Annotated in this window: 14 protein-coding genes and 4 pseudogenes; 8 read left to right on the top strand and 10 right to left on the bottom strand. The window is 57.5% G+C overall.

Translation table 11 applies throughout. The features are described from left to right. The first annotated feature begins 4 nt into the window (after window positions 1-4). The 4 genes and pseudogenes from IPP88_13275 to IPP88_13260 all read left to right on the top strand — a co-directional run bounded on the left by IPP88_13275 (window position 5) and on the right by IPP88_13260 (window position 6785). Complete coding sequence (locus IPP88_13275) at window positions 5-1414, top strand: S8 family peptidase (protein MBL0123646.1); 1410 nt, start codon at window positions 5-7, stop codon at window positions 1412-1414. After that, on the top strand, window positions 1363-2316 hold the full coding sequence (locus tag IPP88_13270) for a S8 family serine peptidase (GenBank protein MBL0123645.1): 954 nt from the start codon (window positions 1363-1365) through the stop codon (window positions 2314-2316). The genes IPP88_13275 and IPP88_13270 overlap by 52 nt, the downstream gene beginning before the upstream one ends. 14 nt (window positions 2317-2330) lie before the next feature. After that, window positions 2331-4051, top strand: a pseudogene (locus tag IPP88_13265) (site-specific DNA-methyltransferase). A 14-nt stretch (window positions 4052-4065) separates the two neighbouring features. After that, window positions 4066-6785: pseudogene (locus tag IPP88_13260) on the top strand (DEAD/DEAH box helicase family protein). 46 nt (window positions 6786-6831) lie between these two features. On the opposite strand, the gene IPP88_13255 reads toward IPP88_13260, so the two are convergent. From IPP88_13255 to IPP88_13245, 3 genes are all read right to left on the bottom strand, one after another. Next, on the bottom strand, window positions 6832-7293 hold the full coding sequence (locus IPP88_13255; GenBank protein MBL0123644.1) for a Mov34/MPN/PAD-1 family protein: 462 nt from the start codon (window positions 7291-7293) through the stop codon (window positions 6832-6834). A 92-nt stretch (window positions 7294-7385) separates the two neighbouring features. Beyond that, on the bottom strand, window positions 7386-9020 hold the full coding sequence (locus tag IPP88_13250) for a ThiF family adenylyltransferase (GenBank protein ID MBL0123643.1): 1635 nt from the start codon (window positions 9018-9020) through the stop codon (window positions 7386-7388). A 1-nt stretch (window position 9021) separates the two neighbouring features. Beyond that, window positions 9022-9162, bottom strand: coding sequence for a hypothetical protein (locus IPP88_13245; protein ID MBL0123642.1), 141 nt, complete (start codon window positions 9160-9162; stop codon window positions 9022-9024). A gap of 404 nt (window positions 9163-9566) precedes the next feature. Here IPP88_13245 and radC point away from each other — a divergent pair, with 404 nt between their 5' ends. Then, window positions 9567-10073, top strand: a complete 507-nt coding sequence (gene radC / locus IPP88_13240; protein MBL0123641.1) for a DNA repair protein RadC — start codon at window positions 9567-9569, stop codon at window positions 10071-10073. Between the two features lie 320 nt (window positions 10074-10393). Here the strand turns inward: radC and IPP88_13235 are convergent, their stop codons facing one another. Continuing rightward, on the bottom strand, window positions 10394-10561 hold the full coding sequence (locus tag IPP88_13235; protein ID MBL0123640.1) for a hypothetical protein: 168 nt from the start codon (window positions 10559-10561) through the stop codon (window positions 10394-10396). Between the two features lie 72 nt (window positions 10562-10633). Between IPP88_13235 and IPP88_13230 the strand changes: the two are divergent. Further along, window positions 10634-12567, top strand: a pseudogene (locus IPP88_13230) (ParB/RepB/Spo0J family partition protein). 278 nt (window positions 12568-12845) lie between these two features. On the opposite strand, the gene IPP88_13225 reads toward IPP88_13230, so the two are convergent. The 4 genes and pseudogenes from IPP88_13225 to IPP88_13210 all read right to left on the bottom strand — a co-directional run bounded on the left by IPP88_13225 (window position 12846) and on the right by IPP88_13210 (window position 17122). Next, window positions 12846-13283, bottom strand: coding sequence for an RES family NAD+ phosphorylase (locus IPP88_13225; GenBank protein MBL0123639.1), 438 nt, complete (start codon window positions 13281-13283; stop codon window positions 12846-12848). Window positions 13284-13297: 14 nt separating this feature from the next. Further along, a complete protein-coding gene (locus tag IPP88_13220) occupies window positions 13298-13726 on the bottom strand; it encodes a DUF2384 domain-containing protein (protein ID MBL0123638.1) in 429 nt (142 codons plus the stop codon). A 446-nt stretch (window positions 13727-14172) separates the two neighbouring features. Then, window positions 14173-14712: a 3'-5' exonuclease gene (locus IPP88_13215; protein MBL0123637.1), complete on the bottom strand. Its 540-nt coding sequence runs from the start codon at window positions 14710-14712 to the stop codon at window positions 14173-14175. Between the two features lie 1048 nt (window positions 14713-15760). Then, window positions 15761-17122 (bottom strand): annotated as a pseudogene (locus IPP88_13210) (ATP-binding protein). A gap of 628 nt (window positions 17123-17750) precedes the next feature. Here IPP88_13210 and IPP88_13205 point away from each other — a divergent pair. Then, window positions 17751-19694 (top strand): tyrosine-type recombinase/integrase, encoded by a 1944-nt coding sequence (locus IPP88_13205; GenBank protein MBL0123636.1) that lies wholly within the window; start codon window positions 17751-17753, stop codon window positions 19692-19694. Between the two features lie 609 nt (window positions 19695-20303). Here the strand turns inward: IPP88_13205 and IPP88_13200 are convergent. Both IPP88_13200 and IPP88_13195 read right to left on the bottom strand, forming a co-directional pair. Then, a complete protein-coding gene (locus IPP88_13200) occupies window positions 20304-21290 on the bottom strand; it encodes a ParB/RepB/Spo0J family partition protein (protein MBL0123635.1) in 987 nt (328 codons plus the stop codon). A gap of 14 nt (window positions 21291-21304) precedes the next feature. Next, a complete protein-coding gene (locus tag IPP88_13195) occupies window positions 21305-22522 on the bottom strand; it encodes an AAA family ATPase (GenBank protein MBL0123634.1) in 1218 nt (405 codons plus the stop codon). Between the two features lie 1005 nt (window positions 22523-23527). Between IPP88_13195 and IPP88_13190 the strand changes: the two genes are divergently transcribed. Further along, window positions 23528-24373, top strand: coding sequence for a replication protein RepA (locus tag IPP88_13190; GenBank protein ID MBL0123633.1), 846 nt, complete (start codon window positions 23528-23530; stop codon window positions 24371-24373). Window positions 24374-24490: the final 117 nt, after the last annotated feature.

Below are 24490 nucleotides of genomic sequence, written 5' to 3'. Positions count from 1 at the left end.
AGTGATGGAGGCCTATCCGCACCTAAGGATTGAGCGCGAGCAACCAGTCAAGCAAAAGCGTCCGGGTACTTTTCGCCCTGCACCGCCGCCTTCGGATGTGCCTGCCCATGCGCGCAGGCTTCAAGAGAGTCTGACCACCGCGATTAAGGAATCAGAACGCGACGTTGGCGGTTTTGACGACAGGCCGCTTTTCAAACTCAAAGTTGGAGTGATGCCACCCGAGCAAATTGAAACAGCGTTCCCCGGCGTTGAGGTTGTGAGCCAAGAAGATGGTGGCTACGCGCTTGCATTTGCTGACAGGAATGCACTTGATGAATTTGAGGCGAGACTTAGCCAACTTGTTGATGGTAAGAAGCCCAAGTACGCCAACATCCTCTATGCATTAGAAGCATTCGATCACTGGACGCCCGAAGATCGCATGGGCTGGGCGTTGAGGCGCGAAGGGTTACCGATTCAGGAGCCTTTCATCCTTGATGTGGAGTTGTGGCCCCTTGGGCGACGCGACAAGCGCGAGGTAATGACAATAGCCTTCAATGCGTGGCTGCGGAAAGAGGGGGTCGCAATACTGGATCGTATCGACGTAGAAGACGTTGTCGCCTATCGGCTACGACTCCACCGGGCACAAGCTGAATCTGTGTTGACACATCGCGACGTCCGCACGGCCGACCTGCCGCCACGACTGGGATTGGAACTGGATATCATGACGCTCGATATTCAGGAAGTGAGGCAAGCCGCGCCACCGGGTGATGCCCCATTGGTCGCGGTACTTGATAGCGGCATTGCCGAAGGACACCCATTGCTCGCACCGTCGTTGGGCGATGCACAGGGCTTCTTGCTTCCTGACAAAGCTTCCCATGACCAGGACGGTCATGGGACCTTGGTGGCCGGCATCGCGCTTTATGGGGATGTCGAAGCATGTGCCCAGGCCAAGGAGTTCATTCCCCAGTTGCGTCTATTGTGCGGGCGCGTGCTCGATCACAATGCCGAATCCGACGCGCGATTCATTGAAAATATCGTCGATGAAGCAGTAAGGTATTTTCACGAGAACTATGGCTGCCGTGTCTTTAACCTTTCCTACGGGAACCTAAATAAACCATACCTTGGAGGGCGAGTTGGTGGTCTTGCGTACACGCTGGACCGGCTGGCGCGTGAATTGGATGTGCTCTTTGTCGTACCGACGGGAAACTTCGTGGATATACCGATCGATTGGTTGAAAAACGAATATCCGCATTACCTTTTCAGAGACGAAGCCAGGCTGATCGATCCAGCGCCAGCCTTAAACGCGCTTACAGTTGGAAGTCTTGCACGCTGGGATCGGGGCCACAAGGCATGGCGCTGGCCAAATGACTTGGCAGAAACCCGATTGCACAAAGAGACCAGCCATCATCATTCACGCGGTGTGGTTTCTCTGTAAAGGGTGCCATAAAGCCGGAACTTGTCGCATACGGCGGAAACCAAGCCATCGATCCCCGTACCGATCAGGTGTCAAATCGGTGGATGGGTGAATTGTCCACCGAAAAGGGTTTTGCTGAGGGACGATTGCTCTCGAAAGAGCAGGCAAGTTTCGCGGCCCCTCATGTCGCTCATGCTGCTGCTCGATTGTTGACTGAAGTACCCAATGCAAGTATGAATCTTCTCCGCGCTCTGTTGATCGCGAGCGGAAAGATTCCAGCAGCAAGCCACGATCTTTTTGGTGGGAAAGAGGAGCAACTTGCACAGGTTGTCGGCTACGGTATGGTCGATGTTTCAAATTTGTACCGATCCACCGAGGAGGAGGTAATTTTGATTGCTGAATCGGCGGGCATCGACAAGCATCATCACTTCTACGAAGTGCCGATTCCAGAGAGTTTCTACAGCGGCCCCAGAAAAAGTCGGAGACGTGAAATCACCGTCGCATTCGCACACTGCCCGCCGGTCCGGACAACGCGCCTCGACTACAAGGCCACCCGTTTCCAGTTCCGACTGGTGGAAGCTGGGACTCTTGAAGATGCCGTGTCCGCATTCGACAAGGCAACAGTTGAAGAAGTGGAAAGCATCAAGGAAATTAACTGCAACAAAACTACCTACGGTGCCCAGAAGCGCGCCTACGGAACAGTGCAGGCATCTACCTGGGCGATTAAGCGGACCCGCAAGGATAGATTGTTCATTGCGGTGACCCGAAACGATTTTGCATGGGGCGTCCCGCCGTTTGTGCTGGAAGAAGAACCTTATGCGTTGGTGATCCGTATGAGCGACCGCGAAAACGAAGAGGCGCGACTCTATACACAGATACGTGCACAGTTGCAGGCGCGCGAACGCGCGCGTGTCCGGGTCTAAGTAGCGTGTAATTGATGACCAACAAACAAAAGCTCGAGCTTACGTGGATCGGCAAGGAAAAACGCCCGCGGCTGGAGCCGCGCATTTTGCTGGAAGACCCAGAGAAGTCCTATCACGCCAAGCATCGGGTTTCGGATGCCGACATCTTCGACAACCGACTCATCTTCGGCGACAACCTGTTAGCGCTCAAGGCGCTGGAGGCGGAGTTTTCAGGCAAGGTGAAATGCGCTTTCATTGACCCGCCTTACAACACAGGCAGCGCCTTCACCCATTACGACGACGGGCTGGAGCATTCGATTTGGTTGGGATTGATGCGGGATCGGCTGGAAATTATCCGGCACTTGCTGTCGGATGATGGTTCTCTCTGGATCACGATTGATGACAACGAGGCGCATTACCTCAAGGTGTTGTGTGATGAGGTATTTGGGCGTGTGCACTTTGTCGCAAACGTGGTTTGGCAGAAAAAATATGCCGTCGCTAACGACCATAAATCTATTGCGCCGATGCACGACCATCTGCTGGTTTACCGTAAGAGCGAGAAGTGGCAGAGAAATTTGATCCCCAGGACTGAAGAAAAGGATCGTCAATACAAGTTCGAGGACGAAAAGGGAGTTTTCCGTAACAGTGATTACACCTGTAGCAAATCGTTTGAAGAACGTCCCAACCTGTATTACGCAATTAGCCAGCCCAATACTGGCGACGAGATTTTGCCAAGTAAAACGCGCGTTTGGGCGTATTCCAAAGATGAACACCTTCGGCACGGGTGAAGGTTTCCATTTGGTTTGGGGACGGTCTCGGCAAAACGCCGTCGTTCAAGCGATATAAACATTTGCTACGTAATCAAGGCGTGGTTCCGCAAACGCTCTGGTCCCATGAATACGCGAGCCATACCGATGCGGCAAGAAAAGAGGTACGAGCCGTGCTGGGTAGCTCATCGCTGGCTGATGATTTCGTAACGCCCAAACCAGAGGGCTTGATCCAGCGTGTCCTTGAAATCGGTACTAACCGCAACGACCTCGTGCTCGATTCCTTCGGCGGATCCGGCACCACTGGCGCAGTCGGTCACAAAATGGGCCGACGGTGGATCATGGTGGAGCTAGGTGAGCATTGCCACACGCATATCATTCCTCGTCTAAAAAAAGTCATCGACGGCGAGGACAAGGGCGGCATAACGAAAGCAGTGAACTGGCAAGGCGGCGGCGGCTTCCGGTACTACAAGCTCGCGCCCAGCCTGATCGTCAATGACCGCTGGGGGAACCCGGTTATCAACCCCGAGTACAACGCCGCGCACCTCACCGAGGCGCTGTGCAAGCTCGAAGGCTTCACCTACGCACCGTCGGAAACGCAATGGTGGCAGCACGGGCATTCCAGTGAGCGCGATTTTATTTATGTCACCACGCAGAATCTTCAGCCGAACAGTTGCAGGCGTTGTCGGACGAGGTGGGTGGTGAGCAAAGTCTGCTGGTTTGTTGTGCGGCCTTCCACGGTGGCAGCTGCAAAAGCATCGGAGCGCTGGCCGAATCTGACGTTGAAGAAAATACCGAAGATGGTGTTGGCGCGGTGCGAATGGGGGCATGACGATTACAGCTTGAATGTGGCGAATTTGCCGATGGCAGCGCCCTCTTCACCTGGCCCTCACCCCAACCCTCTCCCGCAAGCGGGCGAGGGAGCTAGAAAGATGAAGGGCAAGAAAGTGGTTCCCGGACAGGGCGGGCTGTTTGGGGAGGACGAATAGTGGATACACCCGTCCTGAACGCACGAGTCTTCAATCACGTCAGCGGGCGATTGTCTCTTCGTCCGCCACAGGCGGAATCTCTCTCTCGTCTGGTGCGGGCGCTCGACGCGGCGCCTGAACTGCTGGGTCACGAGCGCGATGTGTCTGCCGTCTTGGCCAGCCTGAAGGCGGACTTTCCGATGCTGGAGGACTTCGAGCGGGAGTTTCCATCGCTGTGATTTGCCCTGGCGACCGGTGTGGGAAAGACCCGCCTGATGGGGGCGTTCATCTCCTACCTGCATTTGGCGCACGGCATAAACAACTTTTTCGTTCTTGCGCCTAATCTGACGATCTACAACAAGCTGATCGCCGACTTCACGCCCAATACGCCGAAGTACGTGTTCAAAGGCATTGCCGAGTTTGCCCAGCAGCCGCCGCTGATCATCACCGGCGACAACTACGACCAGTCCGGTGCTGCAGTCGACAATCAACCGAGGGGCTTTGCGCACGACGTGCGCATCAACATCTTCAACATCTCGAAGATCAACTCCGAGGTGCGCGGCGGCAAGGAACCGCGCATCAAACGGATGAAGGAGGTGCTGGGCGATAGCTACTTCAATCATCTGGCGAATCTGCCCGACCTCGTGCTGCTCATGGATGAGTCGCACCGTTATCGCGCCAGTGCCGGCGTGCGGTCGATCAATGATTTGAAACCGCTGTTTGGTCTGGAACTCACCGCCACGCCGTTTGTGGAAGCGGGCAGCGGCAAGACCGTACCTTTCAAGAACGTGGTGATCGACTACCCGCTGGCGCGGGCGATGGAGGATGGCTTCGTCAAGGAGCCTGCCGTGGTCACACAGCGCAACTTCGACGCCAAGGCCCACACGCCCGAGGAGATTGAGAAGACCAAGCTGGAGGATGGTATTCGCTTGCACGAGACCACGAAAGTGGAGCTGGTGACTTACGCTCGCGAGAACGGGGTCAATGTGGTCAAACCGTTCATGCTTGTGATTGCCCGCGATACCACGCACGCGGCGGCGTTGAAGGAGTTGTTGGAAGAAAAACTTTTCGAAGGCCGCTACGGCGGCAAGGCGATCCAGGTGGATTCGAGTCGTACCGGCGCGGAAGAAGAGGAAATGATCACGCGTTTGCTGGCCGTGGAAAGTGTGGATGAGCCGACCGAGATCGTCATTCATGTCAACATGCTGAAAGAAGGCTGGGACGTGACCAACCTCTACACCATCGTGCCGCTGCGTGCCGCCAATGCGCGCACGCTGATCGAGCAATCGATCGGGCGTGGTTTGCGGTTGCCGTATGGAAAGCGTACGGGTGTGGCGGCCGTGGATCGGTTGAACATCGTCGCGCACGACAAGTTTCAGGAGATCATCGACGAAGCGAACCGCTCCGATTCGCCGATTCGGTTGAAGCAGGTCATCCTGGATGCGCCGAGCGCAGATGACAATAAGGTCAGTGTGCAAGTGGGCTCGGGGGCGATGACGCGGTTGGGGTTGAGTGATGCGAACACCGCCCTCTCCCCGGCCCCTCTCCCGCAGGCGGGCGAGGAGAGTCAATCGCGCCAGTGTTTACGACCGATTCGGAACGCAATGCAGCGCGTGTCGTAATGGACGTTATCAGCACGTACGAGGTCAAGCGCGATCTCGTGCCAACCAGTAGCGCGCTGCTCAGTCCGGAGGTGCAGCGACAGATTCTTGCCGAGGTCACAGAGCGGCTGAAACCATTGCAGGGCACCTTGATCGCGGACGAGGTCAAGATCGATCTGGCCGCTGTGGTCGCGAAAACCACCGAGATCGTCGTGCAGCAGACCATCGATATTCCCCGTATCGCGGTGGTACCGACAGGCGATGTCACCACGGGTTTTCATCCGTTTGATCTGGACGTTAGCCAATTGCATCTGCAGCCGGGCGAGCGCGAGATCGTCGGCCAAATGCTGCGTACCAACGAGCAATTCACCCTGGCCTCGGAAGGCGGTTCGAAAGAAGCGCGGCTTGAGGACTACATAGTCCATGCCCTGGTGGACTTCGATGACATCGATTATTTCGTACACGCCAACCTACTCTATGACCTTGCGGGGCAGATGGTGCGGCATCTGCTCAGCTACCTGTCGGAAGACGAAGCGCGCAACGTGCTCGATCGGGAACGGAAAGTGACTGCGCGAGAAATCCGCGCGCAGATGATGGTGCATTTCTGGGATAAGGCGACCTCGTATGATGTGCGGGTCAGTCGTGGTTTTACCGAACTGAAACCTTGCAACTACACCGCCACAGCAGGCCAGACGGCACATCACTTCCGGGAAACAGTCGTCGAGACCAGCCGCATCAAGCAGATGCTGTTTGGCGGATTCGAGCGATGTCTCTATCCGCTACAGAAGTTCGATTCAGATACCGAACGCCGTTTTTGCATCATCCTGGAGCGCGATTCGTTGAAGTGGTTCAAGCCGGCGAAGGCGCAGTTTCAGATTTATTACAAACTCGGCAGCGAACAGCCGGAATACGTGCCGGACTTTGTTGCGGAAACGGATTCGATCGTCTTCATGGTGGAAACCAAGGCGCGCACCGACGTCAACTCGCAAGAGGTCCTGGCCAAGGCGGATGCCGCAGCGCGCTGGTGCAAACACGCCTCGGACTACGCAGCGGAGGTTGGCACGAAGCGGTGGAAATACTTGCTTCTGCCGCATGATGAGATTGCTGAGTCGAAGCGGCTGATGGACTATTTGCGGTTTGAGGTAAAAAGATAAAGCGCGATTGTTGCGGCAGCGTGGCGGGATGCACACAATACGTAGCCTAATGCTTCTGGAAATCATCTTTGATATGCGCCAAATTCATATCGCTCTCGACAAGTTCAAGTCGGTAAATGGAGGCGCAAAACCGGCCTGCCAGAATATCTGGCGGCTCGTAATGCCAAACGGCTACCGCCCAGGGAGGTCCAGCAAGAATGGCCATAATTGGTGTGGTGGCTCGTGCCGCTTTGGACTTTGCAATTCGCGTTAACGTTCTTCTGTCTAGTTCACTCATACCCGTGCCCCCACCAGGATGAGTGTGCCAGTCCCCGAGATACGTTATCGTTCGCCCGGAATTTTCATACGCTTGCGCAATCTCATAATCCTGAAACGCATAGTCAGGTGCAAAGCTATTTTTTTCATGCCGCGCGCCAGGCCCCGGTCCTGTTATAGACACGATCACAACCTCACGCGTCCGTGGCGCCCAATAACCCAACACGCTGCCGCCAGTTTCCAGTGGCAGCATGCTCGTAGCTTCCTTTTGTAGCGATTCATGCGCCTGGCCGTGAAGCCAGACTTTAGGCGTGCGCGATATCATTCTTGCAATCGGGGTGGCGCTCAAGTGGAAAGGTCAACGTCTGAGGCGCGATCATTTGGCCGCTGTTGTCCCGGAAATTCAAGACTTGCACGTCCCATGGAACCGATGGATAAGCCCCTTTGCCGTCCAGCAGTGTGGATATCGCGAATCGCACGCCCGCAAGGGCAATCGATGCGACGTCCACACCAGAGCCGGTGAAAGTGGGGCTTGCATCCTTGAACTTGAACACTTCCCGTTAGGTCATCCGCCGGTGTTGGAATCTGACTCAAGTTGAAGGCATGCTGCAGACAAGTCCAGCACCCTGCCGTTTTTCCCGGCCGGATACGCGTAAGCAGTCCGCCCCATGCGCCGGAGGTGGTTGATACCGAAAGATATGGAATTTTACTTTCGAAGGCGCAGCGACTCAGGAAGTACTGCAACCCAGTTTCCGCTGTTGCGTCATACACCAGGTCTACGTCAAGAAGCGTTTCAAGGTTGGCCCGATCGGTATATTTAAAACCAGGCAACGCTCCACCCACTAACCCATTGAAGGCGATAACCTGAGTGTAAGGATAGTTCGCGGAAACAAATTTCTGTACAACATCTGACTTTATTTTGCCTGCAGCAGTTAGCCCTAGCGGCCACCGGCATGTGGTGCCTGCTTCAACGAAATCATGGTCCACCATGCGGAGCTCGCGCACGCCAGACCGAGCGAGTTCTATAGCGCTGAGTGCGCCAAGCGCCCCGAGGCCGATGACCGCGAAACGCTTGTCTTGCAACCCCTGCAATTCCGGTATTCGCCCCGTCACGTCTATACGTCCCGCACGGACGGCTCGCGCAAGATATGGTTCATGTTGACTGTCTCTAATCAAGAATATCCAGCCGTCCTCAAACTCACCTTGGCGGACTTCTTCGGGGAATACGACGCCAATCACCTCAGGCAGCGGCTGCCGGCCAGTGCCGAACTTGGGAACCTTCAAGTAAGGAAATTTGGTGGCTATAACACCAAGAATTCCTTTGAAAGTGTCACTTTTGATCGGTTCGTGCCAGCGCACCCAGCGTCCTTGAAAGGTTGTAGTGAAAAGCTTGGCAATCGCGGGGTCGGCTGCAGCCAGGGTCGTTCCGTCTCTAGTCACCCTGACAACTGCCCCCCTAAATATGGGGTTCGCGCTGCCTGTAACTATTAATTGGCCGGCCGTAATACTGGGATCAAGTTTCCATCCACTGTCCACCATAACGCTGGTATCAGTTACGTATGGATAGTAGTCCGTGAACGGCTCACCCTGTGGCTCCTCCTGTCCTGCGTTGGAGTTCGCGGGTGCTTTTACGAGCTCCAACAGCAAGGGAACACGCGCAAGCAGGAAATCAGCCAGCGTGTCATCAATGTTCCAGTTTCTGGTGGAACGAGCAATCAAGCAAAGATGCTTACCAAACGGATTCTGATGACGGACAAGATCCAATTTGGGAGCGACAATTTCGAAGCGCGTGAATGGGTAAGTGTCCGGGAAATGAGCGACAAGTTCCAGAGGTTCACCGGCGACTGTATAGCTCAGATTTAGAACCAGCCGGCCCTTTTGCCACTCCTGCTCATCCTTGGCAAAGGTTATACCGCCTTTGCTTAAGCGATCAAGCTCATCATCGTACCGCCTTGACCATCGCTCCCACCATGGCTGCATGCTATCCGACGGGTCGGTGATGTGGCGGCTTTGGTGGCTTGTCCGGTCCGGGCGCCGGTGGAGGCGGCGGATGTGGCGGGTGCGGCGGCTTGTGCTCGTCGTCGTGAGGTTTTTTCTTCTTCTCTTCTTCGTCAGGTTTCATCGCGGGCCTCTCCAAAGGTAGTAACTTTATCAGTATGCCGAAATCACCAGCCAATGACACTACCTGTTCAGGTGGGAAATCACTATCGGCAGTATCCCAACCTGCGGTAATAGTTACAGGTACGGGCACAACGATACGCGCGAGTTCCTCGTGCGCATTACTGCGCAGAAGGCGAATGCGTTCGCCGCTGTGTCAGATCTGGGCAAAGGTCGGGCTGGAGATCGCCGAAAGGAGCGGGAGGCTTGCCTGTTCGATTCACCGTACCACGCCGGTCTCGCCGTCAAGGACTGCGCACGCTCCGCCTGCTTGCGGCCTGGCGGCCGTTTGTCATCCCTGACTGCTTGCGCTGCGGCGTGCTTTTCCGGTCTCGGGCAATCCCGCCCGATTCGGACTGGAGCACGATCATGTCGAAACGCACTCATTCTCTCGATTCTTCCCTTCTCGTTCGCGATGTCGCGGGCCACTACCGTCCGGCCAATGCCGACGAGGTGTTGCAGGCTGCGCAACGTGTGCTCGCAGGACAGATGCGCAACTGCGAAGTCCTGAACTCGCCGCAGGTAGTGCGCGACTTCCTGCGGGTGAAGCTGGGAGCGCTGGAGCACGAGGTGTTCGCCATCATCCATCTGGATGCACAGAACCGCGTCATCGAATTCGTCGAGATGTTTCGCGGCACGGTGAGCCAGACATCGGTGTATCCGCGCGAGGTGGTCAAGGAGTCCTTGGCCAGGAATAGCGCTGCGCTAATACTGGTGCATAACCATCCCAGCGGTTCGACCCAACCGTCGCGCGCTGACGAGATGCTGACGCAGACGCTGAAGTCGGCACTGGCGCTGGTGGACGTGCGAGTGCTGGATCACCTGATCGTCGCCGGCGGCGACATCCTGTCTATGGCGGAACGCGGGCTGTTGTAGCCCGAGGGGGCATTGCCCCCCTTTTTTGCTGCGTCCTTGACGTCCAGTAAAGGCTGCGCGCTTTGTTTACCTCCAGCCAGGCGTGCCCTTGGCACGCAGGGGCGCTCGCCGCGCGGCGTTGGTCCGTCGCCTCTCTGGCCGCAGGCCGGTCATCCGTCTTTCCCCTCCTTCATCGCTGATTCCGCGACCGTAGCCCGCAGTGCCCGTCCGTCAAGGCGCGCAGGGCCGTGTCCTCGCCTGCGGCTGCGGGCCGCACCAACCCTGCGCTTCTTCCTTGACGGCAACGCCCTTGCTGGCCCGGTTGTTCGCGGGCGATGAACTCAGGAAAGACGGCGGCAACAGCGATCAGCCCAGGTCACTGCGCCGAACAAACCAAAGCCAACACCGGGCTCCGAATCTTGGAATCCGGTCGATTTTGAAAACCACAGGAGGGCCGCGCATGCAAACAACGACACCGTGAAATCGATAACCAGTTTTTCTTCATCCATTCTTGTTTTCAACTTCCCGCAAGGGATAGGAGCTATCACCATGAACACCGTTACCCATCAAGAAAACCGCCGCTGCAGGCAATTGCCGCTGCTACCGTTACGGCACAGGAACTGCTGTTGGTTCCGCTGTCGCAGTTGCGGCCTTCGGCCGCAACGTGCGCAAGTGCGGCGACGCGTCGATTCCCGAGTTGGCTTCGAGCATCGCCCGCGTCGGCCTGCTGCAAAACCTCACCGTCACCGCATCGAGCGATGGCGAGCATTACGAAGTCGTCGCAGGCAAGCGACGGCTGGCGGCATTGAAGCTGCTGGCGAAACGGCGCAAGCTTGCCAAGACCCATGACGTACCTTGCCTGGTGGTGCCGGATGCGTCGGCACGTACCGTGAGCCTGACCGAGAACGTGCAGCGCGAGGCCATGCACCCCGGCGAGCAGTTCGAGGCGTTCGCCGCGTTGGTGGCCGAAGGTCGGCCTGTCGAAGATATTGCCGCTGATTTTGGTGTGACACCGCTTGTAGTGCAGCGCCGTTTGAAGCTGGCAAATGTCTCGCCGCGCCTGCTGGCCGACTATCGTGCCGATACTGTCACGCTCGACCAGTTAATGGCGCTCGCCATCACGGACGACCACACCGCACAGGAGGCGGCGTTCTATGATGCGCCGCAGTGGCAGCGTAGCGCGCAGGCGTTGCGCGAGCACCTGACCGAACGCGAGATCGACGCCACGCGCGATGCACTGGCGCGATTCGTTGGCATCGAGACCTACGAGGCCGCAGGCGGTGGTGTGCGGCGCGACCTGTTCTCGGACGACACACGGGGCGTGTTCCTCTCCGATGCGACATTGCTGGATACATTGGCGCGAGACAAACTTGCAGCCGCTGCGGACAGTGCCCGTGCGGAAGGTTGGGCATGGGTCGAAACGGTGCCGCGCATTACATCGGCGGAACTGCACGGCTTCCAGCGCGCCCGCCGTGACCGGCGCACACCGAACAAGACGGAGGCCAAGCGCATCGCCAAGCTGCAATCGCGGCTACAGGCCATCGACGACAGACTGAATGCCGACGATGCCGAGGACATCGCGGAAGAAGAAGCCTCGCCCCTCTACGCGGAAAGCGACAAACTTGGTGTTGAACTCGACATCATCGAACAATCGCTGTTGGTGTTTGCGCCCGAGGTGTTGACGATGGCCGGAGCTATCGTGGCTGTCGATCATACCGGCGGGGTAATCACCCATCGCGGGCTGTTGCGCGAGACCGAGGCCAAGGCATTGCGGGCGCAGGAACAACAAGGCATGCAGGCGGATAGTGATGGCGAAGGCGAGGCAGAACCGATAGCGCCCGGTATTTCCGAAAAGCTGGCGCGGCGCTTGAGCGCACACCGCACGGCGGCGCTGCAAGCAGAGGTCGCCCGCCATCCGCAAGTAGCACTGGTGGCCGTGGTGCATCGCCTTGCGCTGCGCGTGGTGGTCGATGGCTACCGTTCGGACCGCTCGTTTTCACCCCAGCCGATCAACATCAGCGCTTCGCCGCAGGATGGACTGGATACATTTGCGCCGGACGTGGCGCAGTCGCACGCCCTGATCGGCTTGCGGGAAGTACGGCAGGCGTGGTCGGCACGGCTACCCAGTGACCCGGACGCACTGTTCGCGGAACTGCTGGCGTTGCCACAGCAGGAACTGCTGTCGTTGCTGGCGGTGTGCGTAGCTGCGACGGTGGGCGCGGTGACGCCACGCGAAGACACATTGCCTGCATCCGCACTGGCGCAGGCGGTAGGCCTCGACATGCACCCGTGGTGGACACCAACCGCCGAAGGCTACTTCGCCCATGTGTCGAAGGCCAAAGCCATCGAGGCGGTACAGGTGTTCGCACCGGAGCATGCGGCGCGGCTGGCCAAGCTCAAGAAGAACGATCTGGCCGGCGAAGCGGAGCGGCTGGCGGTGGGCACAGGTTGGCTACCAGCAATGCTCCGGGCAGTGGTGCAGGGGGCACAAGCAGAAACGCTCCCCGGAGGCTGAGGCGAGCGAGTAAGCAAGATGTCCCGGCTGGTTTCCGGCTGGGACATCTTTTGCGCGTCGCGCGCGGCAGGTATGCCGCGCGCGTTTTAACAGCCAACAGCCCCAACCCCTTCCCCAAAAACGCGCCCCGCCGCACAGGCGGGACGCCGGAGTGCGACAGACTTTACTGCGCCCGGTTGGGCAATAGCGCACTGGCCCCGATGCTGGCGAGAAGGTCCCCTGGGGAGCTATGGGATTGGGCACTGGTGGTCCTCGGCGGCAGCAATGGGACGTTTCAGCTAGAGGCGGCCGTCAAACTCGAACGGCGTCGGATAGTAGATTTGGATATCCTGGGTGCCCGGGTGTTCGGGATTCAAGAGGATGCAGCATTCCTCTTGAATCATCACCGAGGGCACCAGGAGCGCCGGCGATTGCTGGCTCGCCTGCCACGCTGAGCCGATTGCCTGCAAGCTCGCCGGCGGCGTCAGGCTTTGCCAATCCGACGGGAGTTTCTTACGGTCGAAAGTCCGAACCAACGGGTCCGGAATCTCGATTTCGTACATGACGTATTGAATGTGGCGGTCAGCGCCGGCCGTGTGGACCAGCGTCTCCATCGCCGCGAGCGCGCGGCTTTGGGCCGCGTAGACCATCGGGGTGCCGACGGCATTCCAGCGACCGCCATAGAGCTTCGCCCCTTCGCCGTTGAAGGCATCCAATGCATGCTTGGCTTTCACCAAGCGGTACGCCTTCATCAGGAGTAAACACCGTGCTCGATCCGGCCCAGGAGCGCTTCCACTTCTCTCGCGCCAATATCGGTCGTGGCAATGTCCAAAGGCACGGCATTGCCCAACGCCCGTTGCGGCGACTTCAACCACGCGGTGGCGGCGTCTTGGTCCTCGAAGACGTCCACCGCCAGTGCCAGGATGCATGAGGACAGATAGAGGAGGTCGCCGGCAACCGCCGGTAAGACGGCTTTGGCGGGCGTGAGGCGATTGACCGAACGCCGGCTTAAGCCCAGGAGGGCTCCCAGCTGGTCGTTGTTCAGTCCCAATGCGCCCTTGAAAGCCAAGGCCGCCTGCGCGGGAAGACCCGCAACAATCCGTTGAACCCATTCCTGGGTGTTGGCCGGTGCCACCTTCAAGGTCCTAAGCCCGCCCATCGCCTCCAGCACTTCAGCCATTGTCTATTCCTAGTTGTGTCATTTGTCTTGTTATAGTGCGCCATTTGGCGCATAAGTTCAACTTTTAGCTGAGTCTTGGGCGGAAATATTTATAGCAAGTTAATGACGATACTTTGGCTCGTCACCACGTGCGGAATATCGCCGGGCATGTCCGAGCCGTTGAGTACTGTGACGATCAACTCGGTCGCCTTCCAGGCCGCATCGTCCACCGGCGAATAGTGGCCTCAGAGTCCCTGCGTGCGCCGCACGGGGGTTTCCACCGCGGAGAAGGTTGGAATGCCCGCAGCCAATGCTGCTTTGGTCAACGCATCCGTACAGGTGAGCGCCATCTTCTTGTCCGCTCCGACATAGCGCCTATCGATGTTCTGTTTCGAGAGCCTGGCAACCGCAGCCCAACGAATGTCTGCGAGCGAATCTCAATCACACTCATCGGTCGCACGCGCTCCTCATGTCGCGATGGCCACCGGTGCCGGATCCTGACTGGCCTTAGCCCGCGCCGCCAGCAGCACCGCCAACGCGGCCCGAGAATCCGCAAGCGCTCGATGTGGCGGTGTCGTCACCCCCACATAGCTCGCCAACGTCGACAGTTTGTAGCTCGCGAGGTCTGGCCAGGCCGTTTGCGCCACGGGTAGCGTATCTAAAATGGCATTCGTCACCCGCACGCCGGAGGTCGCGGTGCCGGCGACGAGAAACCCACGATCAAATGGCGCGTTATGGAAAAACACGCCTCTTCCCCCAACCGCCGCCTTGAACCGCGTCAAGGCCTCGGCCAACGCCAACCCAGCGCGATCTACCTCTTCCTGAGTAATGCCGGTGAGGCGAGTAATCTCGGTCGGAATCGGTTTTACGGGTTTCACCAGCACCGACATTTCGCCCGTGATCGACCCATCCGGATCCACCAGTACCGCGGCGATTTCAATGATCTCGCATGACGCCGCGGAAAACCCTGTCGTCTCCAGATCAGCGACCGCGAATGGCACGCGCATCGCTGCCCACGCCGCTTCAATATCGACGGGCGCCTGGGGCACGAAGGGTTCGCGCACCGCGATCCGATCCCGATATTCCTGCTGATACCCCAAGTTACGGGTCAAGGTCTCCCGCAACCAATGCTCCATCGCCTCAGGCGCTGCGCGTTTGACGGAACTATGTTTCTGCCGGGTGTGCACTTCGCCCCAGCAATAGCGAGCGATCGCGTTTCGTGAAACGTGCGGCCACACGCTCGCGAACGACTGATGCTCTTGAGGCTCTCCGAACACTTCGATTAGCCACTTCACGTCAGTCTGCAGAAGGGTGGCGACGTGACGATAGCCCAATGTGAAATAGTCGATTTTGAGTGCGGTGAGTTCATTCATGTCGACGAAGCTCGCGCTGAACATCGCGTTGTGGCCTTCAAAACGAATCGTCTCGCAAAACTCCTCAAGGAGGCAGGCCCCATAAAGTGCCCGCAACAGATCCGCATAAGGCGCCTTTGCTTTACGTCGCTCGCGAATCAATTGCCGCAGCGTCTTCGGCACGCGACCGACGTGCATCAGTCCCACATCGATGATCGGTTTTAAGGCCTCATGCCGGGCGACCTCGATGGGCACGAACGGCGTCAACCAGGTGAGCGCCTTCGGTGAACTCTCTTTGACGCGCCGGGCATGCGTGGTCTCGGCAAACCACTGATCGCGCGTGGCCAGTGCCGGCAGCTCGTTGGTGATGACGTGCCGATAACGATCCATGGCGTTGGCGAGCTCCACCGGTGAGACCACTGGCGTGACAGCCGGTCGCCCACCGGGCCCATACATCGTCACGCGGTAGCCCACGCCGCTGTCCGCCTCGCGGGCATCCGGTGGAGCGTCCGGTTCGGACCCCTTCGGTTTGCCCAGTACCACTTTGATTAACGCACTCAAGAAGCCCATACACCTCCCTTAAAGCTTTGCCGCGTCGTTGATGAACGAATTTAGCGCGTGCCCGTGCTGGTCAGCGGCTGCCGTAGCCCCCTAAGGCTTTACGCGGATGAGGGTATCCGTCCTTTCCGTGCGCTGCGTGACGTTATGACTTGTCCTCGCTAATGCGCTTGCTCTGGCGTACTCCGCGGGGAATGGAGGGACCATGCGTGCCGGTGCGAGCGTTCGCGACGTGCATCTGTTGACGCGGCGCTTCACGCTCACCGGTGAGTTCAATGTTGTTGACCTCGGCTTGCATCCTTACATAGCCGCGCAACATGCGTTCGGTATAGGTGTACCAGCCGGGACGCTTCGGCACTTGCGTGAGAATGCGACCGAAGGAGGGCTGCTTTAACCTTCGCACAAAGTCATTGAACTTGGGTTTCGGCATGGCCTCAAGCCGATCGCGTTTGCGCGCAATCACCCGATAGGCTTCATACATGGCGGTGAGCGAGCGATCCAGGTCGTCGCCGTCAGCGGTCGACCACACCACATCCTCATAGTTTTCTTCTCGATGGGTGACGGCCTTTTCATAAGGCTGTTTTAACTGCGCGTTGATGCTCGCGATTGCGGCGCGGAGACCCGAGTGGTAATGCGCCCAGCTGAGTTCCGTGGTCGGCTCCTCTTCGTTGTAGGCCGCCCAAAGCATCCGTTCGGTGATGAGATGTACATAGAACGGATAGCCATCGCTTACCATGGCGATGCGCCAGTTGACGTCGTTGTCGACAGAGAGATCGAAGGCGTTGGCGGCGTTCTCCACAATCTCGCGACGCGCTTCCCACGGCAGTCTCGCCAGCTCGATCTGTGCCAATTGGCGATGAGCCGATTGGTGGGCGCCGATGAGTGCTTCCAGACTTTCCGCGACGCCGGTGAAGATGAACTTGATATCGGTTCCCTGGTCGCCCAGGTGCTTCACGAGGCTCGCGAACTTTACTGCGTTCCGCCTCATCGGCGATGGTGTCGAACTCGTCGATGACGATGATGGGCTTCGCAGAATGGCGAGCCGCGATTTCGCGCAGCAACTCAGCTGCATCCCCCACCGACTGGATCCGGGCCACGATATCTAGGGGTGTGACCTCCTGGCCTTCGGTCCATTTGAGGCCGCGCCACTCCAGCCCGAACGACTTCGTTTCCTTGACCGATTCGGTGCGGCTTCGCCCCAGAGCCTTGTTGGCCACGTTGGCGATGATGGACTTGAACGTATCGTCCGCACTTCCCCCGACAAAGATGGGGCTCGCGTCAGAAGACTGGTATTGAAAGGCCGCGGTCGCGGCGAGCGAGCTCTGCCGACGCCGCGGTCGCCGTAGATGAACACATGGCGGCCGGCTGCATAGAGCGCCTGCTCAATGAGCTCGATCTCTGGGTCGCGACCTTTAAGTTTCTCGATAGATCTGACCGGCTGTGCCGGTGACAGCACCAGGTTGACGCGGGTGCCGAATTCGGCTTTGTCGATCGAGGGGATGGACATGAGGTCAGGAAGGGCTTGAAAGGTGAGTGGAAATAATACTTGAAGGACCGAGGCTCTGCGTGGGGACGCGACCGCCGTCACTGTCCAACACGTTGTCGCGCAGCAACGGGACCATGGCCTCCCGCTATGCGACCCTGCCATTTACTGCCTTTATCCCGGCGCGAACCGCTACGCCCGCGGCATCAGCAATGCCATGCCGTGAGGTAGGCCACGACGGCACGCCAGTGACTAGGGCAATCAGATGGCTACATTTTAGGACGCGGACAAAAAATTGTCCCTATTTGCATGTCGACAAGTGATTGATTTTCATCACTTGATCGTAAGGCTCTCGCTTGTTGGGGACATTCTTGTGTCTGTCGGCGCGACACAAAAATGTCCTGACCCTTTGGGTCGACGCAATGTTGTCCCGGAAATGTCCATGGCGGCACCGCGCCGACTTGTAGGTCTGGACAAAGAATTTTCCCAACACAGCGGAGCGTCGACATTCCCGAGAAAGGACATTTTTGTGTCCCGGCAGAGGACAATTCTCTGTCCGCGAGTTTTTACCCGCCCTGCCCTTCAAAACCCTGCTATACTGGTGATAACTATTATTATCACAGACGAAAATGACCCATCTAAAGTAGCGTTTATGGCCACCCAAAGCTTGCTGAATCAAACCCTTAGGCCGACGCCGGTGTTAAGCGCCGATGAGGTCGCTTTCTTGAAATCTGCGTTCCTTGGGCTCGACCTTGGCGAGGCGGCTGAGCGCTACCTGGGAACGACCGATGCTCGCGTGGCTATGCGGAAGCACCGCGACATTCTCACGCGCGCCCAGCTGCGCGCGCAGCGCGCCGACCGGGGCGACCTTGCCAAGAGTCTGCTTTACGTGCCCCCCGTCCGCCCGCCGCGGCCGCCCCGCCTGCGGGAGACCTTCGATGAATTTGTCGCGCGGCGCGGCTATGCCGGCTGGCGTTTTAGCGAACAGCTCGAGGCCTACGAGGCCGAAGTCCCGTTGCCGGCCACGCGCCCTACGACCGCTCTGGTTGACGCCGCGATCGACGCGGTCGACGCGTTAGCGGCGCTGTCCGATCGCCCGACGCCCGCCTCGCTCGTCGCCTGGTGGTTTCAACCGCGCCTGGCCGGCACCCTTCGCCGCGCCCACGTCAAAACCATGGGAGATTTTACGGCCCTGTTGCGCGCGGGCCCGCGCTGGTTCGATCAACTGTCGGGGGTCGGCGCCGTCAAGGCGGCAGCGGTGCTCACGTTCCTCGACACCCATCGCCGCACCTTGGGAGAACTGGTTCCCGTCGAGGCGCGTGCGCTCACCCCCCTGCCCTCCCCGCCTTTATTCGCGTCCCCAGGAACGAGCGTCGCCCCACTGGAGCGGCTGGCCATGGTGCCGGCGCTGGACGGCTCGCAGGGCAGCAACCGGGGGGATCGCGCCGCGCGCATCAATGCGCAAAATGACCTGGAGGCGATTCACTTCGTGCTATCGCGTTTCGCGTACAAACCGAAGACGCTGCGCGCCTACCGTAAGGAATTGGAACGCGCCCTGCTCTGGGCGGTGGTCGAACGGGGCAAGGCGTTTTCGTCGCTCAACACCGATGACGCCAATGCCTACGTCGCCTTCCTGATGGCGCCCTTCCCGCCCGAGCGCTGGATCGCGACCTTGACCCCTGAGGATATCCGCCGCGGGAAGCGACAGAAGAAAGTAAGGCGGTTTAGCGAGGGCTGGCGACCGTTCGCCGGACCCTTGTCGCCAGAGAGCATCAAATATGCCGTCACGGTCCTAAAATCGGCGTGTGAGACGCTGGTGGAACAGCGCTACCTGGATTCGAACCCGTTTGGCGATACCGCCCTGCCCCCGCCTAGCCACAAACCGCAATTCGCCAAGCGCCACCTACCCCAACCCCTTTGGGAAAAGTGCCAGGCCGCGTGGCTCGCGGACCGGGACACACCCGAAGGGCGCCGGCGCTGTGCGACGGTCCTGCTGGCCTATAGCACCGGGCTCCGCGCGAGCGAGATCGCGGGCGCGACCACCAACCACCTGACGCGCGAACAGACGCCCGATGCCGGAATCGGGTTCTTTCTGACGGTCGTGGGCAAGGGCAACAAGGTGCGCGAGGTCGTGCTGCTGGAATGGGTGCTCCCCTATCTGATCGAGCACTGGATCGATCGGGGCCTCGTTTCCCCGGAAAACCGGTTACTCCCGATCGCGGAACTCCCCTTCGCGCTTCAACCACCTGCGGCATTGATTGGCAGCCTCGATGGCCGTCGCGACGCCAGCCAGACCCTCTCGCCGGCGACCGTCTACGAGATCGCCCATGAGGCCTTTGTACGCGTCATCCCGCAATTGGACAAAGGGAGTGATGAGGCGAAGAAGCTGCTTAAAGCGTCAACGCATTGGTTGCGGCATACCTATGCCACCCACGCGTCACAACGCGGCACCGACTTGAGCATCATTCAGGAAAACTGCGGGCATGCCTCGATTGAGACCACGGGAAAATATCGGCAGACGGACAAAAGTGAACGGCTGCTGGCCACTCGATCCTCTTTCCCGGCTCCTGGGGCGGCCCCGGACAAGCCTCGCTAGGACGGGATCGCGGTTTGAATATTTACGGCAAAAACTTCGGCCAAGTCGATCTAATATTAACCGTTAATACCTAGCTGTCGTCTTCGCCCAAAAGCTCTTCAGCGAGCTTTCTCAACAAGCTAGCTTTGGACGCCGGCGCCCTTCCCTTCTTGAGTCTCAAGGTCACCATGCCGTTCTTGGATTTGATGACGGCGGCCGTTTTCCCGCCCGCTTTGACCTAGGCTCCATGCATATGTGACGGCTTGCACTGTAGTCATTGGACGATGGACGGCGAGCGTTGTTAAACCATTTAACACCGCCCGAGTTGTGCCGGGCGAACGGGGAACGCTTTCAACTTGATCGCGCCCTAGCCAACGCTTGGGGCTTTTGCAGAGTGAGAACGGGCACACCCGTTGTGTCCAACCCAAAGCGAAATTGGGGTAGTAACAGGGAGGCTGTCACTACCCCAAATACTGCTGATGTTCTCAGTGGATCCAGGAGAAATACTGCCGGCACCAGGTCCAGAATCGATTCCGGCGCCCTTCCCTTTATGGCCAATCCGGGGACCGCCTAATGGATATTAACGGTTAATATTTGGGGCCGGACCGACCAGATATTAACCGTTAATAGCTAATCGTCGCCATCCCTTAGTATGTCTTCCGCGAGCTTTTTCAACTTGCTAATTTTGGACGCCGGCACCCTTCCCTTCTTGAAGCTCAAGGTCACCACGCCGTTCTTGGACTTGATGACGGCGGCCGTTTTCCCTCCCACTTTGACCTCGATGTTCCTTGCTTGGGGCAATTTGAGCAGGGCCTCGAACACCTCCCCGCCGGAATGCTTTCCGCGCTCTGCAGCAAGGGCTCGTGCAGTCCTCAGCAAGCCCTCCGAATCCTTTACTAGCCGCTCGGTGATATCAGCGGCCCAACGGTACTGGATATCGAGCACCGACGGAAACGCGTTCACCACGTCGTCAGGCAAGTTGGCCACCACGAGCGCCTGTGACACGTGACCCTGGGTCATGCCCAGCGCCGCCGCGAGTTGAACTTGGGTTACGTACAATCCCTTCGCCAGAGCCTTTTTGTAGCTCTTGCCGGTTTCGTATGCGGACAGGTCTTTGCGTTGAAGGTTTTCCCGGGCCATCGCCGCAAACAACTCACCGTCACTCACATCCGCGATTTCGGCGCTGACCATCAGCCCTAGGTCAAGGCAGGCACGGTGGCGTCGGTGACCGTAGCACAGTTCAAAATCGGCATTGGGATCCCCAGTGATTGGCCGTACCTTGATTGGCTGAACGTTACCACCGGCCGAGGCGATTTCCCGCTTGAACGCTTGAAAGTCCTTCGTATCCCAATTTGTTTCATGGCGATTCGCAAATTCCGACACGCGTATCCGTGTGGAATCCAATTTGCGGACGGGCGTGCTGCCCTGAAACTGTTCCAACTGCGCCTGAAGGGCTGCAAATTCAATCTCCTTGGCTTGCATCTCGCCCCGATAGGCGAACATCTTTCCTGGTTCAGTCTTGGCCGCGCGATTCAATCTCGGCTCCCCTGCATCGGGCTGATCCAATTCCGCACCGATCCCAAGCGACTTTTCTCTTAAGTGTTTAGCAAGTGCCATTTTTGCGCCCCCTTCTATTGAGCGGCCAGCAAGAGATCGGGCGAAGAAGCGCCCTGGTTTGACCACGTCTGAAGTATTGACTGCTCTATCAGCTCGGCGAATCGGTCATACGCTTCCCTCGCTCGATGATAGGTTTTTTGGCTACCTTCATATCGACCAATGTCATAGACCGTGCCGAACTCCGCGGATGACGCAGATGTGACGGCCGTTTTCGGGATCTCAACTGGAAGAACCCTTTCGGCATAGGTCGCGGTAATCCATTCGCGGACCACGGCGGACGCGGCGTCGGTCATATCGACGCGAGAGAGCAGCACGTGCACAAAATCGAACGATTTCTCAAATTGCTTGTTCTTTTGCAGTCCGCTGGCAATATCGCTAAACAACGACCAGAACTGCGCCGAACTGGCGTAGTCCAGGGCATTGGGGGGCATGGGTACGATCAATCCATTGGCCGCCATGAGCGCGTTCATCGTGAGGTAGCTCATCGATGGCGGCGTATCAATTAGGATAACGTCGTATTCGTCGCGAACAGACTGTAGCCCTTGGTTCAAGACGTCCCAAAATCGGAATCCCCGTTCGTTGGACTGCCTGGCGGGTAACGCGAATTCGGCTGAGTATAGGCTAGGCGATGCCGGCACCAGGTCAATCCCATCCCAATAGGTTTTACGGATCGCGTAGCGAATATCCTCCTGATCGCCGAAACACAATGGCGCTACGGTTGCCTCGTCATCAATTTCCGCATCTGGCAACAATCCCGTTAGTGTTGTTAGAGAACCCTGCGGATCGAGATCCACCAAGAGAACCGACATCCCTTTAAGGCTCAGACCCTGACCAAGGGTCATGGTGGTGGTGGTCTTGCCAGACCCGCCCTTAAAATTGCCAACAGTGATAACGATCCCTTTGGCACCTGCTGGGCGTCTGACGCCAAGATAGTCCTTGATCCATACCCTTGTCTCTGCCAAAGTGAACATACGTGAGCTGCGTTGTCCCTTCATGGTCCCCGCAGGGAGATCCTTTTTGGTGAGGCGATAGTTCATGTGGTTTTTGTCGATCCCACACAGCACACACACTTGGGTGCTCGTCAGCACCGGAGCGGTTTTGCGAGAAGTAGGGGACAACATCCGGCTCCGCACCTTGCGCACAGCGCTGGTTGCACGCTCAGCGAGTGCGCTTACGTCTTCAAGTGAAATTCCTTTCACTTGCTTTGGCAAACCAGAGTCAGCCATATCCATTGCGGAAACCTTTAACTATTGAAGATTTCCCCATTCTATACTTACAATGTTATGGCATGTGTCACGTTAAGAAGTTTTTTATGCACAGGGTGTGTTTCTTCTGAATAAGGCAATATTTTTGGCGCTTTTGTTCAAAGAGTGCGAATATCTAGGAACGCCTGTAATAAGGTGGGAACAATTGAACCGGGTCCTGTTCCAGATGGCACGAATATTTTGGAACGCGCAAAAGTAGCGACTGGCCGATTAACCAAGGAGGAGGGCGCCGGCGAAGCTGTTTTTGCGAATAAATGGGAACGGCCAATGCGGATTTGGGGGGAAAGTGCCACGTCGCAACACGCATTCGTCCTGTTTGGGCAGATCAGCACTGTCAGCCAGCTCACGAATAAACGGGAACGCCGCAGTCGTTACGTCCACATTTCCAGGATCTGTGGATAAGGCTGTGAATTGACCTAGTTATCCACGCATAAACAGGAACGCTCGTCTGCGAATATTCGGGAACGACTTGCGAATAAACGAGAACAAGGTCACGCATAAACAGGAACGGCCAGCGAATAATCCGGAACGCGATTGGCTGGAAACCCGCGCCAGTGCTGGCGTTCCAGCGGCCCCTTATAGCTTTGCTTTTAGTACTTGCTTTTAGAAAATAGAAATTTGAAAGAAACTGATAGTTAGAACCTTCCGTGCCGTGGACAACTTCGTTGCCCACCGCCCGTCGGTACCTACCAGCAAATGAGATTTATGAAGAAAAAACCGCAAAGTGTTCCTATTTATTCGTGACAAGATTGTTTCGCATGTTTATCCTCTATCAAAATTCTTCGAGGGAATTCCTTGGATACTGAAAAACAAACGATAGACGAGGAGGGCGCAGAGAATTCGCCGTCGACGAACGTCGTTCAGTTTTCCAAGACACGCCAACAGAAATTCAACAGACTCTACGAAGAGTACCAAGCGATCGAGAAAGAGAACGCGTGGGACGCCGGCGAAGTAGGGTACATCAACAGCGTGATGGTGCAAGCCACTCTGCCTTATCGAGAACCCAAAGGCAATCCAGCGGTATGGGGAAGAACCTCTGGCGAGTGGTCGCTGGTAATTCAGCCCGGCATGTATCTCGAATCACAAAAACAAACTCTGCCGAGTGGCAAAACCAAAGTCACGAATGTGGCGAAATCCATTGGGTACCCATTTGGGTCAAAGCCGCGCCTGTTACTCGCCTGGTTAGGCCGCGAGATAAAGCATCAGAAAAGTCCGGAGATAAAACTCGGTAGATCGCTTTCTGCCTTCCTCCATGAATTGGGGTTGGACGATGCCAGCGGCGGCCCAAACGGCAGCATTACCCAAACGAAGGAACAAATGCTTCGATTGTTTTCTTCGCGCATTGCGATGGTGAAGACGCCGACTATCGACGCGGTGAATTGGGAAGTTAACGGCATGCAAATAGCCGACCGACAGCAGCTCTGGTGGGATCCGTCCAAGCCCGCGCAAGCTGGCCTCTTCGAATCCACAGTCGTTCTCAGCCAGAAGTTTTACGATGAATTCAGCAATGGCGTGCCTATCGATATGCGCGCACTGCGCGCCTTAAAGGCATCGCCCTTTGAACTCGATCTCTATTGTTGGCTCACTTATCGATTCTTTACGCTGCACAAGCGCACGGTAGTCCCGTGGGAAGCCTTGCAAGTCCAATTCGGAACGGAAACCGTTTGTTCGCGTAAATTCAAATGGAAACTTCGCGACGCACTCAAAAGCGTTTTGTCCGTCTACCCGGACGCGAAGGTAGACCCAACTCAAGACGCCGGCTTGGTATTGTTGCCTTCGAAAACCAGCGTTAGTAGACTGATCCCGATGTCACGATAAGAGTTTTTATGCCCAATTTTCGCGAGCGAGGCCTTCAAAAAAGGTCTGAAACCACTGCTCCAATTTGGAGAGTGTGATCGTCGCATAAATTCTCAAAAGAAGTGCTCGTCGAGCGTA

The organism is Betaproteobacteria bacterium, from assembly GCA_016720925.1.
GTDB lineage: Bacteria > Pseudomonadota > Gammaproteobacteria > Burkholderiales > Usitatibacteraceae > UKL13-2.
Note: the sequence above shows the minus strand (reverse complement) of the source record. Positions and strands in the feature narration are given on the sequence as shown.